This window comes from Polaromonas sp., from assembly GCF_039932935.1.
Lineage (GTDB): Bacteria > Pseudomonadota > Gammaproteobacteria > Burkholderiales > Burkholderiaceae_C > Polaromonas.
In genome coordinates this window covers 46638-62379 of record NZ_JBDTPB010000053.1, presented here as the reverse complement: position 1 = coordinate 62379, position 15742 = coordinate 46638, and the positions used below count along the sequence as shown (strand labels likewise).

General features: G+C 61.8%; 15 protein-coding genes. 12 read left to right on the top strand and 3 right to left on the bottom strand.

The window, feature by feature from the left end; genetic code table 11:
* On the bottom strand, positions 1–232 hold a 232-nt coding region (locus ABI546_RS10300; RefSeq protein WP_348046500.1), incomplete at its 3' end, for a co-chaperone GroES.
* Positions 233–836: 604 nt separating this feature from the next.
* Here ABI546_RS10300 and ABI546_RS10295 point away from each other — a divergent pair.
* Positions 837–2540, top strand: a complete 1704-nt coding sequence (locus ABI546_RS10295; RefSeq protein ID WP_348046499.1) for a phospholipase D-like domain-containing protein — start codon at positions 837–839, stop codon at positions 2538–2540.
* Positions 2541–2761: 221 nt separating this feature from the next.
* Here the strand turns inward: ABI546_RS10295 and ABI546_RS10290 are convergent, their stop codons facing one another.
* Both ABI546_RS10290 and ABI546_RS10285 read right to left on the bottom strand, forming a co-directional pair.
* Positions 2762–2893 carry a hypothetical protein gene (locus ABI546_RS10290; protein ID WP_348046498.1) on the bottom strand — a complete coding sequence of 44 codons (132 nt, stop codon included), beginning with the start codon at positions 2891–2893 and terminating at the stop codon, positions 2762–2764.
* A gap of 362 nt (positions 2894–3255) precedes the next feature.
* Positions 3256–3990 carry an IclR family transcriptional regulator C-terminal domain-containing protein gene (locus tag ABI546_RS10285; RefSeq protein WP_348046497.1) on the bottom strand — a complete coding sequence of 245 codons (735 nt, stop codon included), beginning with the start codon at positions 3988–3990 and terminating at the stop codon, positions 3256–3258.
* Positions 3991–4309: 319 nt separating this feature from the next.
* On the opposite strand from ABI546_RS10285, the gene ABI546_RS10280 reads away from it, so the two are divergent.
* Genes ABI546_RS10280 through ABI546_RS10230 form a run of 11 tightly spaced genes read left to right on the top strand, consistent with a single transcriptional unit; the run spans position 4310 to position 15719 of the window.
* The gene (locus ABI546_RS10280) at positions 4310–5299 is read left to right on the top strand and encodes a tripartite tricarboxylate transporter substrate binding protein (protein WP_348046496.1); all 990 of its coding nucleotides are present in this window, start codon (positions 4310–4312) and stop codon (positions 5297–5299) included.
* Positions 5300–5312: 13 nt separating this feature from the next.
* A complete protein-coding gene (locus ABI546_RS10275; RefSeq protein WP_348046495.1) occupies positions 5313–6872 on the top strand; it encodes an acetolactate synthase large subunit in 1560 nt (519 codons plus the stop codon).
* 57 nt (positions 6873–6929) lie between these two features.
* On the top strand, positions 6930–7724 hold the full coding sequence (locus ABI546_RS10270; RefSeq protein WP_348046494.1) for an SDR family oxidoreductase: 795 nt from the start codon (positions 6930–6932) through the stop codon (positions 7722–7724).
* A gap of 23 nt (positions 7725–7747) precedes the next feature.
* Positions 7748–8803: a glycosyl hydrolase gene (locus ABI546_RS10265; RefSeq protein ID WP_348046493.1), complete on the top strand. Its 1056-nt coding sequence runs from the start codon at positions 7748–7750 to the stop codon at positions 8801–8803.
* Positions 8796–9275: a VOC family protein gene (locus ABI546_RS10260; RefSeq protein ID WP_348046492.1), complete on the top strand. Its 480-nt coding sequence runs from the start codon at positions 8796–8798 to the stop codon at positions 9273–9275. The genes ABI546_RS10265 and ABI546_RS10260 overlap by 8 nt, the downstream gene beginning before the upstream one ends.
* 46 nt (positions 9276–9321) lie before the next feature.
* Entirely contained in the window at positions 9322–9927 is a 606-nt protein-coding gene (locus ABI546_RS10255) for an amino acid synthesis family protein (RefSeq protein ID WP_348046491.1), read from the top strand.
* A gap of 9 nt (positions 9928–9936) precedes the next feature.
* Positions 9937–10794: an alpha/beta hydrolase gene (locus ABI546_RS10250; RefSeq protein WP_348046490.1), complete on the top strand. Its 858-nt coding sequence runs from the start codon at positions 9937–9939 to the stop codon at positions 10792–10794.
* Between the two features lie 9 nt (positions 10795–10803).
* A complete protein-coding gene (locus tag ABI546_RS10245; protein ID WP_348046489.1) occupies positions 10804–11100 on the top strand; it encodes an NIPSNAP family protein in 297 nt (98 codons plus the stop codon).
* Positions 11101–11124: 24 nt separating this feature from the next.
* On the top strand, positions 11125–12807 hold the full coding sequence (locus tag ABI546_RS10240) for a bifunctional 3-(3-hydroxy-phenyl)propionate/3-hydroxycinnamic acid hydroxylase (protein WP_348046488.1): 1683 nt from the start codon (positions 11125–11127) through the stop codon (positions 12805–12807).
* Positions 12808–12817: 10 nt separating this feature from the next.
* Positions 12818–14245: an NAD-dependent succinate-semialdehyde dehydrogenase gene (locus tag ABI546_RS10235; RefSeq protein ID WP_348046487.1), complete on the top strand. Its 1428-nt coding sequence runs from the start codon at positions 12818–12820 to the stop codon at positions 14243–14245.
* A gap of 25 nt (positions 14246–14270) precedes the next feature.
* Positions 14271–15719, top strand: a complete 1449-nt coding sequence (locus tag ABI546_RS10230) for an NAD-dependent succinate-semialdehyde dehydrogenase (RefSeq protein ID WP_348046503.1) — start codon at positions 14271–14273, stop codon at positions 15717–15719.
* The last annotated feature ends 23 nt before the right edge of the window (positions 15720–15742 follow it).

Below are 15742 nucleotides of genomic sequence, written 5' to 3'. Positions count from 1 at the left end.
CGACCTTGACGGTCTGGCCGCTGTACTTGCCGAACAACACGCGGTCGCCGACTTTCACGCCTACGGGGCTCAGTTCGCCCTTGTCGTTCTTCTTGCCTGGACCCACAGCCAGCACTTCGCCTTGATCAGGCTTTTCAGCGGCGCTGTCAGGAATGACGATGCCGGAAGCGGTTTTGGTTTCGTTTTCCACGCGTTTGACGATCACGCGGTCGTGCAAAGGACGAAGTTTCATGAGAGCTCCTTGTTTGAGAACAATGGTTTAGGGATCAAAAAGCGCTAACAGAAAAGTTAGTGCTTGTTAACTTTGTGGTTTGAGTGACTTGTTAGCACTCAATACCATCGAGTGCTAATCATAGGGTGTTTTGGGACGGTTTTCAAGGCAACCCCTCAGGAAATCTGCTGGGGAGGTGTCGTGGGGGTCTTCCGGTGAGTGCGGAATGACATCCAACACTCCACTTACAAGGGCGGTAAGTTGTTGTCTCATATGAATTCGCATGGCAGTCGTGACTTTGATCATTCCCTCCGCGTGCCATTCAACATTCCCTTTTGCTGATTTTGTGCCACTAAACAATCCCGTTTTCCACATGCCACCTTGAGATGCAGGAGTCGGCAATCCCACAAAGCATCTTACTCACTTGCTGTATATAAATACAGCCCTATTGCACTTGGTCCATTTCAGCGCTTGCGCTCTAAGGTGCGCTCCCCCAAGTGGAGGATTGCGCCAAACGCCCTGAATCGGTAGGCTTCCATCAAAAAAAGAAAGCGCGCTACCACTAGGCAAATACATGATCTGAGCTAGCGTCGCTTCTCGGCAAGATGAATCAGGGAGGATAGTCATGCGCAAACGCATTTCCAAGGGTGGGTTAACCGTCAATGCCATCGCCGGTTCCTACGTAGTGGTTCTCGGTCTGAATGTCAGCGAGGTCAAGCGCAAAGGCTTGCGCGGTTTCGCGATCAAGCGAACAGACCATACCGAGGGTGAGAGCTACTGGATGTGCGGCACGAAGACGTTCGAGAGCGTCGAGCCGCATCCGGCGCCGGGCGGGCAGTATTCAAGCCGCTTCCATCCCATCCAAGCGTTCCAATGGTCCGACTACAGCGCGAAGCCCGGCTACTCCTACACCTACACGGTCGTTGCGATGTACGGCCCAGTCAATGCGCTCAAAGAGGGCGTAAGCACGGAGGTCACGGTAGAGACGGAGCCTATCCAAGGCGCGCAACACACGATCCACTTCAATCGAGGGTCGGTCGCGACTCAGGAATACGCACGGCGCTTCCAGAACCTGCCACCCATGCCCCTCAAGAAGGGGGGGCCTAGCGCCGGGCAGGCGGCGCTCGACTGGCTCTCCCGCGGCCTCATCGAAGGGATCGTCGAATTCATTCAACGGGCCACGGGACCTGGCTTCGGGATCAAGGGTTGCTTCTACGAGTTCCAGTGGGAAACCGTGCTTGACGAATTGCGCATGGCCAAGACCCGGGGCGTCGACGTGAACATCGTCTTTGACGATATCGACGGTGCTACAGGGCCTCGCAAGAAAAATGAGGAGGCCATCACGGCGGCGAAGATAAAGTCACTGACGAGGGCGCGGCAGAACGGCAAGCTGATGCACAACAAGTTCCTGGTGCTGACCCAGAGCGGTGATCCCGTTGCAGTGCTGTTCGGGTCCACCAACCTGACGCTGAATGGCCTGTTCGGCCATGCCAACTGCACCCACGTTGTAGAGAGTGCCGACATTGCGACCAAGTATCTGGCCTTCTACAAGCAGCTTCACGGTGATCCCGAGACGACAAGTGGCAGTCCCTACAAGCAATGGACAATCGACCAGAGTCCGGCCCCGGCAACGAAGTTCATCGACGGCATGGCCCCGGTGTTCTCACCGCGCGCTAACGTCGATGCGCTCAACTGGTACGGTGAGCTGGCCGACGGCGCGAAGGATGCGTTGTTCATGACCTTTGCGTTCGGTATGAACGACGTCTTTCGCAAGGTCTATGGCCAGAAAGACGATGTACTGCGGGTCGGCCTGATGGAAAAGGAATGGAACGGCCAAAACAAGGACGCGCAGATCGCGGCCATTCGCGAGATTCAGGCCTTGCCCAATGTCGTCATCGCCATCGGCAACCGCATCCCGCTCAATGGCTTCGACCAGTGGCTCGCCGAAATCGACAAGATCGACCCGCACGCACACGTGTTGTGGATACATCTGAAGTTCATGCTGATTGACCCGCTGTCGGATCACCCTATCGTCGTCACCGGCTCGGCCAATTTCAGTGCGGCCAGCACGACTACCAACGACGAGAATATGCTGGTCATTAAGGACAACACCCGGGTAGCCGACATCTATCTGGGGGAGTACATGCGGCTCTACTCGCACTACGCGTTTCGCGAAGCTGTCGCGATCTTTCTCAAGAAGAACCCGAACGCACAGCCGAGCGACATGCGACAGGGCTTCCTGATCGAGGACGGCGATTGGACGGCGGATGCGTTCAATTCCAATGACAGAACGGCGCGGCGGGCGCGGCGGCTCTATTTCGCAGGCTAGCCTTCGACACCTCATTGTTGAATTCCGCTGAAGTCCGACCCTTCAGCGGAATTCAACACTCAGCGCTGTTGGCCGTCCGGAATAAGGCCTCCAACAACTCTTCCACCTGTTGAATTCCGCCGCGATCTGCGAAATCTGTCCAGTTCATCGAGGGTATTCCCTCGCATCGTGATGGTGACGGGCTCGCAAGCCGCTTCTCGGTGAGCGGTCGCCGGCAGCAGCTACAGCATGCAGCGCAGGACGTTGACCTGCGCGTCCCGGTCCGCAAAGCGATGCTTCAGGGCGCCGGCCATATGCCGCACCAACAGCGCCAGCGAGGCATACGCGAGGATGCGGTGCAGCAGCTGGAACACGTCGAACCAGCGATCGTTCTTGGGCGACAGTTCAGGCCTTGTGTGATGAAGAAAAATGGACCGCCGTTGCTCTGGGTGAACGTACTGGACATGGAGTACCCCATCAGCGGAACGAGGATCAGCAGAACATACGTCGCGCGGTACGTAAACGTCGAGGGTGACTTCTCTCCGATTGACGCGCAAGGCCAAGTACTGACCGCCAATCAGGCCTGCATGGGTATGTCGCCGCAGGGCGAACAGCTGATCCCTCTCAACGCCGCGCCGCTACCGTCCAACAGTCTGCCCGTGCACGGCCCCAAGTGCCTCAAGCGTATTCCACAGGGGCACAAGACCTTGATAACCTCGGACCTACGCGAAAACGACTATCCCGCGATTCTGCTTGTGATCTTTCCCGCTGCGTCCGTCACCAGCCCGGAGAGAAAGTCTCGGTTGAATGCGTTGAAGCGTTCGGAGTTACCGACTAGCGTGATGCTACCGAGAATTCGCTGCTTCTCATCGAAGATGGGGGCGGCGATGCCGCTCTTGTCCGGATCGAGTTCTCCCTCGCTGATGCAATAACCGTCCTTGCGGATGCGCAGCATGGCCTTGGAGAAATCTTTCCAGGTCGAGCCAAGGCGTTCGAGGTCTCCAGGGGCCGCGCTGTCAAAGAGGCGCCGTAGCTGGCGCGGCAGCAGGTAGGCAAGGATCACCCTGGAGGTAGCGCTGTGGAACAGATCCATCGGCCTGCCGCGCCCGTAGTTCAAGGTCTGCTCCTCTGCGCCGGATCTTTGCAGGATGTTGATCACGGTTGAGCCATAGAGCTCGCTGATGAGCAATTCCAGGCTTGTCTGTGCGACGAGGTCTCCCACGATGTCATGGCTGGCCGAGAGCAAGGGATCGAACTGGGTCATATGTCGATCAAGCTCAATGATGCGCGGCCCCAGGGCGTAGCCCCGCGGCAATCGTACAAGCAAGCCCGCGTTGGATAACTCGCGTACATAGCGATAAGCACTGGCGGGGGTGTACCTCAGCTGCGAGCAAACGATTTCGATGTCAATCACGGGCTGATCTGCGCTGAATAGTTTCAGCACCTCGAGCATGCGGCTCAGGCTATTCATTTGGTTTGGGACTCTGGTAGCGCCGGGCGATGGGCGCACGCCTTGGCAAACCTCAAGGTTACACGGGGCGGCGTGCAGGCTGGTTTGGATGCCTTGGACGGGCAATGCAAGCAATAAACCAATGTTAGCTTAAATATCTGAATAGCGAAAATTAGATATTTGTAATAAAAAATATTCATCTTTTATTTGCTTTTTTTGATCTAATCGATAAACTAGCAAAAAATACGGGCGAAATTACAAGGAATTTTCACCCACTGGCCATGCGAGTGCTCCCCGCTCGATGTTGGAACGTCGTCAACCGGGGTGTTAGGAGACAGCGATGAAAAGGAATTTCTTTCGGCAGTCCTGCGCTGCCACGGTTGTGCTGCTCGCCGCGTTGACGGCGCCGCTGCAGGCTTGGGCTCAGGGCAACTGGCCTTCGCGGCCGATCCGCATCGTGGTCCCGTACCCGCCGGGCACGGGACCGGACGTGATGGCCCGCCTGGTCGCTGAAGGCCTGGCGAAGGAACTCAAGGCCACTTTCGTCGTGGAAAACAAAGCGGGGGCCAACGCCATCATTGGTACCAGCGAGGTTGTCAAGTCCCCAGCTGATGGCTATACGTTCCTGTTGGTGGACCGGCTCACATTGACGGTCAACCCTTTGCTGTACCAGCCGCTGCCTTTCAACCCCAAGAAAGACCTGGTTTCCGTCAGCAATATCGCTGATGTCAATCTCTATCTGGTGGTGAGCTCCCAACTGCCGGTTTCGGACTTTAAATCTTTCGTGGCCTTTTCAAAGGCGCATCCCGGCAAGGTGACCTTTGGTACCGGTGGTGTGGGAAGCGTCATGCACTTGAATATGGAGCTGTTGCAGGCGGGCACCGGTGTGGAGTTCCTCCATGTTCCCTACAAGGCGCTGGCGGAGGTCATTCCCGCCATGCTGGGAGGGCAGGTCGAGGCGACTTCGGGCGGTGTGGAGGCCATCCTGCCTCATGTGCAAAAAGGGACCATGAAGCTCCTGGCGGTCGGGGCCAAGTCGCGCGCTCCCGTCGCGCCGAATGTACCCACCATCACCGAGGCCAGCGGGTCCGACCTGCTGCTCTCCACCTCCTACTCGCTTCACGCGAAGGCCGGCACTCCACCGGAGGTTCTGGTGCGGATGAATGCGGCGCTGGCCAAAGTTCTGGCGGCACCCGAGCTGCAGGCGTTTGCGACGGCGCGCGGCCTGCACGCGGAGGCGTCCAAGCCTGCGGAGCTCGATGCGCAGATCTCGATGGATGGCGAGCGCGTGGGCAAGCTGGTTCTTGAACGCAATATCAAAGTGCAATGAAAGATTCCGTGTAATGACAAGCAAGACTGGCGCTCAGGCGCTCTGGGGAGCGCTCGCCGGTGAAGGGGTGGATACCTGCTTTGCCAACCCAGGCACGACGGAGCTCGATCTGGTGCGCGCGCTGGAAACCCACGACGAGATCCGCTGTGTGGTCGGGCTTCAAGAGAATGTATGCACCGGTGGGGCCGATGGCTACGGCCGCATGCTGGGTCGTCCGGCGGCCACGCTGCTTCATCTGGGGCCGGGCTTTGCCAACGGTATCGCCAACCTGCATAACGCCCGGCGCGCCCACACGCCTATCGTCAACATTATTGGCGACCACACCAGTTGGCATCTGCCCTATGACGCGCCGCTGACCTCGGACATCGAGTCCCTGGCGCGATCCGTCTCCGGCTGGGTGCGCCGCATCGAAAGCGCGGAGGATAGCGCGGTCGCCGGCGTCGAGGCTGTGCGCCGGAGCTTCGGCAATGGCGGGCAGGGAACGTCGATCATCTTCCCCGCCGACTTCCAGTACGGCGAGGTTCCGGCCGCGGCCCAGGAGGTGATATCCGGCAACGCCCCTACGGTCGTGACTGAGGACTATGACCAGGAGCAGGCCATCGCACGGTTGCGTGCAGGCCGCCGGGTGGTGTTTCTTCTAGGGGGTGGAGGCGAGCATGGCGGGCTGGGGGAGCGCGCCCAGCGCGCGACGGCCCGGCTGTGCTCCCTGTTGGGCGCGACGGCTTATGCAGAAACATTTCCATCGCGCGCTGAGCGCGGCCAGGGGCTGCCTGCCTTCGACCGGTTGCCTTACTTCCCGGAACCCGCACGGGCGGTGCTGGATCCGGCCGATCTTGTTGTGCTTGCGGGCACGCTGGCGCCTATCACCTACTTTGGCTATGTGGGCCATCCCAGCGCACTGGTGAAGTACGAGCAACTGCTGGTGATCGGGCAGCCCGGCCAAGCCGTGGCCGAGCGCCTTGAAAAATTGGCCGACGCGCTGGGTGCGCCGGCTTATGAAGCACCGTCTCTCGCGATGCCCGAGCAGCCGGACGGTGAACTCACGCCGGCCAAGATCGCCGCCGTGCTGGCGCGCGAGCTACCGGATCGCGCCATCGTGTCGGTCGAAGGCGGAACCTGCGGCTACCCCTTTTATGCCGCATCAGCGGCGGCGCGTTCACACACCACGTTGACAAACACCGGGGGTGCCATCGGCCAGGGATTGCCTGTTGCCCTGGGTGCAGCCATCGCCTGCCCGGACCGCCAGGTGGTGGGCCTGCTGTCGGACGGCAGCACGCAGTACACCATCCAGACGCTGTGGTCGCTGGCGCACGAGAACCTCGACGTTGTGGTGCTGATCGCAGCCAACCACCAGTACGCCATCCTGCGTAATGAACTGCGCCGCGATGGGGCAAAGCTGGGTACTCGGGCCGAGGCGATGACTTCGCTGGACCGTCCACGCATCGACTGGGTGGGCCTGGCGCAGTCCTACGGTGTACGCGCGACGCGCGCGTCCACTGCGCACGTGCTGGCCGAACAACTACGTCAGGCGTTCGGGCGCAAGGGGCCGGCACTCATAGAAATGGCCCTCTGAAGGGCCTCGCAACCAATCGGGGCGCACAGCCGCCCCACATCAGTCAAGGAGCAGCGAATGGATTTGAAACTCAAGGGCAAGGTCGCCGTGGTGACCGGCGGCAGCCTGGGCATAGGCCGGGCGGTAACGGAAGCGCTGGCCGCTGAAGGCGTGCGCGTGGCGATCGTGGCGCGCAGCAAAGGGCCGCTGGAGCAAGCCGCACGCGAGATCAGTGAGAAGACGGGTGTCGAAATCCTGGCAGCCCCGGCCGATGTCAGCAGCACCGAACAGGTGGAAGCCATGATCAGCAAGGTTGCCGCGCACTTCGGGCGCATTGACATCCTGGTGAATGGCGCCGCGCACCCCGGCGGCCTGGTGCGCAGTGAAATCGAGAACGCCAGCCCCGAAGGACTGCTCGAAGACATCAACATCAAGGTGGTGGGCTACATGCGATGCGCCAAGGCAGCAGCGGTCCACATGAAAAAGGGCGGCTTCGGTCGCATCATCAATATTGGCGGACTCACGGGACGCGGCAGCAAGCAGCTCTCGGGCATGCGCAACGTAGCCATCTGCCATCTCACAAAGACACTTTCCGACCAGCTCGGCCCTTCGGGCATCACTGTCAATGTGATCCACCCCGGTGTGGTCGAGACACCGCACATCCATGAGCTTTACGCCAAGGAAGCCAAGTTGCAGGGCCTGACGCCGGACCAGGTTGAGGCGAACTACGCCAAAGCCACGCCGATCCGCCGCGTCCTGCAGCCCGACGAGATCGCCGATACCGTTCTCTTCCTCGCCTCCGAGCGCGCCGGCGCGATCACGGGTGAATCGATTGCCGTGGACGGCGGCATCACCCGCGGCATCTTCATCTGAACGCATTCAAGAAGGACTCGGTCATGCAAGGAACAATTCTCGTGGGAACCGCTGGGCAAGGCATCCTGCGCAGCGCGGATGACGGCGCCACGTGGCACCGCCTCGGACTGAAGGAGGCCATCGAGTTCGATGGCGTGGTACGCAGCCTGCTGGTGGATCCCTGTGACCCGAACCGGATCTTTGCGGGTGCGGATGCGGGCATTTGCCTGAGCGAAGACGGAGGCGTGCGCTTCAAGCGGCTCGAATCGCCTGCGAACGGCATGCATGTCTGGGCTCTGGCCATTGATCCGCGCGACTCCAATGTGATCTATGCCGGCACCGGCGCACCGTCGCGGGCAGCGATGTTCCGCTCGCTTGACGGCGGCAAGACCTGGACGCGGCTCCCCATTGAGTTGCCGGAATTCTGCGCCGGCGTGAATCGTCCCCGCATCCTCTCGGTCACGGTGGATCCGGACGACGGCGCCGTCTGGTTCGGTGTAGAGGAAGGTGGCGCCTGGCACAGCCTGGATCAGGGCGACAGCTGGCGCCGTGTTGACGATGCGAAAAGCGGCATCGTCAACAGCGACGTCCACGCCATCAGCATCCTGCCGGCGCGCGGCACCCGGCCCAGAACACACCTGATCGCCACCGTCAACTCGGTCTATACCAACACCAGCGGCGGGTATGGTCCGTGGTCCGCGGAGAGCTCCGCCGACCGGTTCGACGGAATGTATTACACGCGCACGTTGGTGCCCCTCGAAGGAGACCAGAATGTGCTTCTGGTGGCCATAGGAGACGGCACACCGGGAACGCGCACCCAGATCTACCGCTCGCTTGACTGTGGTGTTACCTGGGCCACGACCGTGCAGCACGCGGTGCCGAATTCCACCTTCTGGGCGCTGGGCACCCATGCCGCTGATCCCAACCTGGTGTTCGCCGGCACCAAATATGGACACCTCTTCCGCTCGACTGACGGGGGCAAAAGCTGGTTCAAGGACTGGCGCGATTTCAGCGAGATCACGGCCGTGGCCTGGACCCCAGTGGTGGCGGCCGTCAAGCCACATCCCAAGTCCACCCTTGGGGCCAAACCTCATGACTGAGCATGCCACCGGAGTCGTGCGTCCCAGGATACGTCGCACGCATCTCTCGCTCTTCGTGACAGATCCGTTCGCCTCCGCCGCCTGGTACGAACGCATCCTGGGCATGCAGGAGACCGCGCGCGGTGAACGTTGGGTGTTCATGAGTTTCGGCCAGAAGCACCATGACATCGCCCTGATCCGTCCGGAGCCGGGCGAGACTGTAGGCGGTTGCGCGCTGCAGCACTACGGCCTGGAGATCGAAGGCGATCTGACCGAGTTGCGCAGGCTCTATGGGCAGCTACTCCGTGCGGGCGTCGAGGTGGTCAAGACTACCGACCACAAAGTGGGCTATGGCCTGTACTTCAACGACCCTGATGGCCACCGCTTCGAGTTCTTCCTCGAAACCGTCCACGACGATGAGGAGGGCAAGCGTGTGCTGCACTCCCACAACGCGCCCAGCGACCACTTCCAGCTGGAGCCCCTGTACGACTGAGTACGCCGGCTTCCTCTTCCTTCACTCCCACATTCACGGACCTATTATGACCAAGTCTGCCAATTTCAGTGTCTTCCATATCCGCAAGTGGTATCTACAAATCGAGGACACCCTCGCCGGCGAAACCGGTGCGCCGGCCGACGGCGATCCGCTGCGCAAGATCGTTATCGCGGCCTGCATCCATAACCCGTTTGCCGGCAGGTTCGTTCAGGACCTCTCGCCCTGGATTGATCCCTCGCCTGAGTTGGGCCGTGAGTTTGGCCGCCGTATCCAGGAGGCCGCCCAAGGCCGGGCCATCGAGAGCTACGGCAAGGCCATCGTGGTCGGGATTGATGGCGAGTACGAACACGGCAACGCGTTGCTCACCAACCCGGCCGCCAACCCGATACGCGACGCCATCGGCGGCGGCAAGTCCTGGGTTCCGTCCTCCGGAAAGCGTGGTGGTCCTGGTACCGAACTCGACATCCCGTTGGCGCACAAGGACGCGCTGTATGTGCGGTCGCACTACGACACCGTCACCGCCCGATTTGCGGACGGTCCCAACCGCGACGAAGTCATCGTGGTCTGGGCCTTCGCAACGCGCGGCCGCCTCAATGCCCGGCTCGGCGGCCTGAAGGCCTCGGAGGTCAAGGGCCAGGACGGCCTGGTCTAGGTGGCAGAAATGGAGCGGAGCGACTACAGGTTGGCACTGTCCGGGCTGAACTTCCACGTCACCGAGTGGGGGAATGCGCGGGCGCGCCCCGTGGTGATGCTCCATGGCATACGCGGCTACGCCGAGACTTTCGCCGGCGTGGCGGCGGCGCTGCAGCCGGATTTTCGCGTCATCGCCTTTGACCAACGGGGCCGGGGCGAGTCGGACTGGGACCCGGCGCACGACTACTACACCGATGCCTACGTCGCCGATCTCGATGCGCTGGTCCAGGCGCTGGACCTTGAACGTTTCGACCTGCTCGGCCACTCGATGGGGGGTATCAATGCCATCGTGTACGCGGCGCGGTATCCACGAAAAGTGCGACGCCTCATCATCGAAGACGCAGGCCCCGGGGCCTTCGAAGTCAGCGACGGGGCCACGCGTATCCGCAGGGAATTCGCCACCACGCCCGACCGTTTTGCATCCTGGGAGGCCGCCGGCGACTTCATGCGTACGTTACGGCCCACGGTGACCGAAGAGGCTCGCCAGCAGCGTCTGCAGAACATGTTGAAAACATTGCCCGAGGGTGGCTTTACTTGGCGCTATGACCACGTCGGTATTGCCTCCACGCGGCTGAACCCGGACCCGGCTCGCGCGGTTGATCTGGAGTCCGGTGTTCGCGCTATCTCCTGCGAAACGATGGTGCTGCGCGGCGGCCGTTCCGACTACCTACAGCCGGCCATGGTGGCGCGTATGCGTGAACTGAATCCGCGCATCACGGATATCGACATCCCGGACGCCGGGCATTACGTGCACGACGATCAACCCGCATTGTTTGAGCGGGCGGTCGCCAACTTCCTCCAACGAGACGATATTTCTGCTCCCTGATTGAACGCCATGCTCCACGAACTTCGAACCTACACACTGACGCCCGGCGGCACGCGCGAGTATTTACGCATCTACAACGAGATGGGGCGCGAGGTGCAGACACGCCTGCTGGGCAACCTGGTCACGCTGCTAACGCCCGAAAGTGGCGATCTCAATCAACTGGTCTTTCTCTGGGCCTTCGAGAACTACGAGGAGCGTGTCCGGCGCCGGGCGCAACTGATGACCGATCCCGTTTTTATGGAGTTCCGCAAGGCGGTTCGACCGCTTATGGTCCAGCAGGAGAGCCGCCTGTTCAATCCCGCTTGACGCACGCGCACCGGGATCGTCACGATGACAAACTTCACCGAAACAGATGTGCTCATTGCCGGCGCGGGGCCCGTCGGCGCCACGATCGCAAATCTCCTGGGCACCTACGGAGTCTCCACACTGATCGTTGACCGCAGCCCCCATGTGCTTGACTACCCTCGCGCAGTGGGGCTCGACGACGAAGCCCTGCGCACCTTCCAGGCCGCCGGACTCGCTGAAAACATGCTGCGCGACATGATCCAGAACGTGCCCATGCGCATGTACACCGCCAAGAAGCAGTGTTTCGCCGAAATTCTGCCCCGCACTCGCGAATTCGGCTGGTTCCGTCGCAACCTGTTTTCCCAGCCGCTGGGCGAAGCCGTGCTGCGCCGGGGCCTGGCGCGCTTCCCCTGCGTGCAACTGCGCCTGGGCGTGGAGCTGGTCGATCTCACACAGGACGAAAGCGGTGTGAGTGCCACCCTGCGTGACGCGCAGGGCGGCGAGAGCTGGGTGCGTGCGCGTTACCTGGTGGGTTGCGACGGTGGGCGCAGTCTGGTGCGCGAAGGCATTCTCAAGCTGCCCTTTGAAGGCCGCACGCACGCGGCCAAATGGGTGGTCATCGAATGTGATCAGGATCCGCTGGACGCTCCCTACACTGCGCTGCACTGCGAGCCGGCTCGGCCCTACGTGTGCCTGCGCCTACCCTACGGCTTGCGCCGCTGGGAGTTCATGCTGTTTCCCGGCGAAGACGGCGAGCAGATGCTGGCGCCCGAGAAAGTGCGGGAACTGCTCGGCCGCCACGTGGCGAACCCGGAGAAGCTCAACGTGATCCGGGCCCGCGTCTATACGCACAACTCCCGTGTGGCCGGCTCCTTTGTTTCAGGACGGGTGTGCCTGGCGGGCGACGCCGCGCATATCACACCGCCGTGGATAGGCCAGGGCCTGAATGCCGGCTTGCGTGATGCGTTCAACCTGTCCTGGAAACTCGCCTGGATACTGCAGGGCCGGCTGAAGCCGGAACTGCTGTTGAGCTACCACGACGAGCGTCATGCCCATGCCAAGGCCATGATCGATCTGGCCGACCTGTTTGGGTCGGTGCTTTCGCAGCGCAACCGGTTCGTGGCTTGGTGGCGCGACCTCTTCTTCCTGTCCATCAAAAACATTCCGCGTGTGCGGGATTACGTGTTGCAGATGAAGTTCAAGCCCATGCCGCGCTTCGTCAACGGCATTGTCCAAAACAGCGGCGATGTTCGGCGCGATGAGCTGGTAGGGCGCATGTTCATCCAGCCCAATGTCGAAAGCGAAGCCGGCCGTACGCAACGGCTCGATGACGTGGTCGGACGGCGCTTCGTGTTGCTGAGCTGGCGCAGCGACGCACTGGCTGGCGCATCAGCCGATCTGCTGGCGCAGCTCGATCGCCTGGGCTGCGACCCCTACCTGGCGGAGCGTTCGCGCAGCGCTCCGAACGAAGCGTCTTCGCGTTCTTTGGTACAGCCGCGTGGCAATCGCATCGAAGACGTCGACAACACGCTGAATTTCTGGTTCCAAGACCAGAAGGTCGACTGGGTGCTGATCCGCCCGGATCGTTTCATCGCTGCTGCAGGCAAGGTGAGTGACGCCTTACAGCAACTCTCGACCTTCTGCGACACCGTGTTGCCGCGTACGGATACGGTCCCGCCGCAGCAGGCAATTGATACCGAAAAGTCGTGCCAGTTGGCGCGTGCGTGAGGAGCGAGTGATGTATTCAGAGCTTTCCCTTTACATCGACGGACATTTCCTCGGTGGAAATGATCGCCCCGGGCAGGCCGTGCACAACCCGGCCACCTTTGAGGTACTGGGCCATCTGCCGTGGGCTACGCAGGCGGACATTGACACTGCGCTCAATGCCGCGCACCGGGCCTTCCAGGCTTGGCGAACCAGTTCGCCGATGGAGCGCTCGGAGGTGCTGCGTCGTGCCGCGGCACTGGCGCGTGAGCGCGCCGATGTGATTGGACACTGCATCACGCTGGACAACGGAAAACCCCTGCCCGAAGCTGTGGCTGAAGTGCTTAATGCCGCCGAGCACATGGAATGGCATGCGGAAGAGTGTCGGCGCATCTATGGCCGGGTGGTGCCTTCACGCAACCCGGCGGTACGCCAACTGGTGGTACGTGAGCCCGCGGGTGTCGTGGCGGCCTTCAGTCCGTGGAATTTCCCGTTTGGCCAGGCTGCAAAAAAAGTTGTGGCCGCCATCGGCGCAGGTTGCACCGTGGTGCTCAAGGGCCCGGAAGAGTCGCCCAGCGCCATCGTCGCCATGGCGCACCTGTTTCACGACGCGGGCTTGCCCGAGGGTGTATTTAACATCGTCTGGGGCGTGCCCAGCGAGATTTCGCGCCAGCTGATCGAGTCGCCCCTGGTGCGCGTGGTCTCCTTCACCGGCTCGGTGCCGGTGGGGCGGCAGCTCGCGGCCCTGGCGGGCAGCCACATGAAGCGCACCACCATGGAGCTGGGCGGCCATGCCCCGGTGCTGGTGTTCAACGATGCCGATGTGGACCACACCGCCAGCATGCTGGCGCGCATGAAAACCCGAAACGCCGGGCAGGTGTGCGTGTCACCCACGCGTTTTTTTGTTCAGTCCGGCGTCTATGAGCGATTTGCCGTCCGCTTTGCCGAAGCACTGGGCGAGGTGAAGGTGGGCTCGGGCCTGGAGCCCGGTGTTCAGATGGGTCCGCTGATCCATGCGCGCCGTCTGCAAGCCGTGCGCGATCTCGTGGACGATGCGAAACACGCCGGCGCCAAGGTGTTGACGGGCGGCCAACGCCTTGCTGAACGCGGCTACTTTCTGGCTCCCACCTTGCTGGCGGACGTGCCCGACAGCGCCCGTGTCATGCATGAAGAACCTTTCGGCCCGATCGCCGCGCTGGCCCGTTTCGAAACTGTGGATGACGCGCTGCGTCTGGGCAATGCACTGCCTTTCGGCCTGGCCGCCTACGTCTTCACGCAGTCCATCCAGACCTCGACTCGTGTGGCCAACGGCCTGGAAGCCGGCATGGTCAACATCAACCACTCCGGCATGGCACATCCCGAGTTGCCCTTTGGCGGTGTGAAGGACAGCGGCTTCGGCAGCGAAGGCGGTACAGAGTCCTTCGACAGTTTCCTGGTGACCAAGATGATCACCCAAATCTGAGTTCTTCAACTTGAAATCCCCCACCATGCTGAACCTGAAAGACCCCTCACTGCTGCGAGAGCAATGCCTCGTGGCCGGCCAGTGGATCTCCGCCGCCCAGACCATCGCCGTCACGAATCCCGCCACCGGTGCGGTGATCGCCCAGGTACCCAAGCTCGGTGCGGCCGAGACGCGCCAGGCCATCGAGGCGGCGAACCATGCGTGGCCGGCCTGGCGCGCCCGTACGGCCCAGGAGCGTTCGGCCCTGCTGTCCCGCTGGCATGCGTTGATCCTGGAGAACCGCGAAGACCTTGCGCGCATCATGACGGCGGAGCAGGGCAAGCCGTTGGCCGAGGCGCGCGGCGAGATCGGCTACGCGGCTTCCTTCATCCAGTGGTTTGCCGAAGAAGCCAGGCGTGTGTATGGCGAGACCATTCCCGCGCCCATAAGTTCGCAGCGCATTGTGGTGATCAAGGAGCCGATAGGTGTGTGCGCGGCTATCACGCCGTGGAATTTCCCCGCCGCAATGATCACCCGCAAGGCCGGCCCGGCCCTGGCGGCGGGTTGTGTCATGGTGGTCAAGCCAGCCAGCCAGACGCCCTTGACCGCGTTGGCCCTGGTGGCGTTGGCCGAGCGGGCGGGCATTCCTTCGGGCGTGCTGTCGGTGGTCACCGGTTCGGCCGGTGACATCGGCACCGAGCTGGCCACCAGCCCGCTGGTACGCAAGCTCAGCTTTACCGGCTCGACCGAGGTGGGACGGCATCTGATGCAGCAGACCGCGGCGACGATCAAGAAAGTGTCGATGGAGTTGGGCGGAAATGCGCCTTTCATCGTGTTCGAGGATGCCGACCTCGACGCCGCTGTGCAGGGCGCCATCGTCTCCAAGTTCCGCAACGCCGGACAGACCTGTGTGTGTGCCAACCGCTTGTACGTGCACACCAAGGTCTACGACGCATTTGCCGCCAGGCTGGCCGAAGCCCTGGGCGCCCTGAAGGTGGGTCCTGGCGACGAGGACGGCGTTGGCATGGGGCCACTGATCGACGAGGCCGCTGTGCGAAAGGTGGAGGAACACCTAGACGATGCAAGGGCAAAAGGCGCACGCGTGCTCGTGGGTGGGAAAAGGCACGCCTTGGGGCGTAGCTTCTTCGAGCCCACCGTGCTCACGGGTGTCACTCAGGCCATGCGTGTGGCGCGCGAGGAGACCTTTGGCCCGCTCGCGCCGCTGTTTCGCTTTGAGACTGAGGACGAGGTGGTGGCTATGGCCAATGACACCGAATTCGGTCTGGCGAGTTATTTCTACGCCCGCGACCTGGGACGCGTCTGGCGTGTGGCCGAGCGCCTCGAGTACGGCATGGTGGGCGTAAACACCGGGCTGATCTCCAACGAAGTCGCGCCCTTCGGCGGCGTCAAGCAGTCGGGCCTGGGGCGTGAAGGTTCGCACCACGGCATTGAGGACTACCTTGTCATCAAGTACATCAACATGGCGGGCATCTAGCCCTTTTATTCACCTTAACTAAA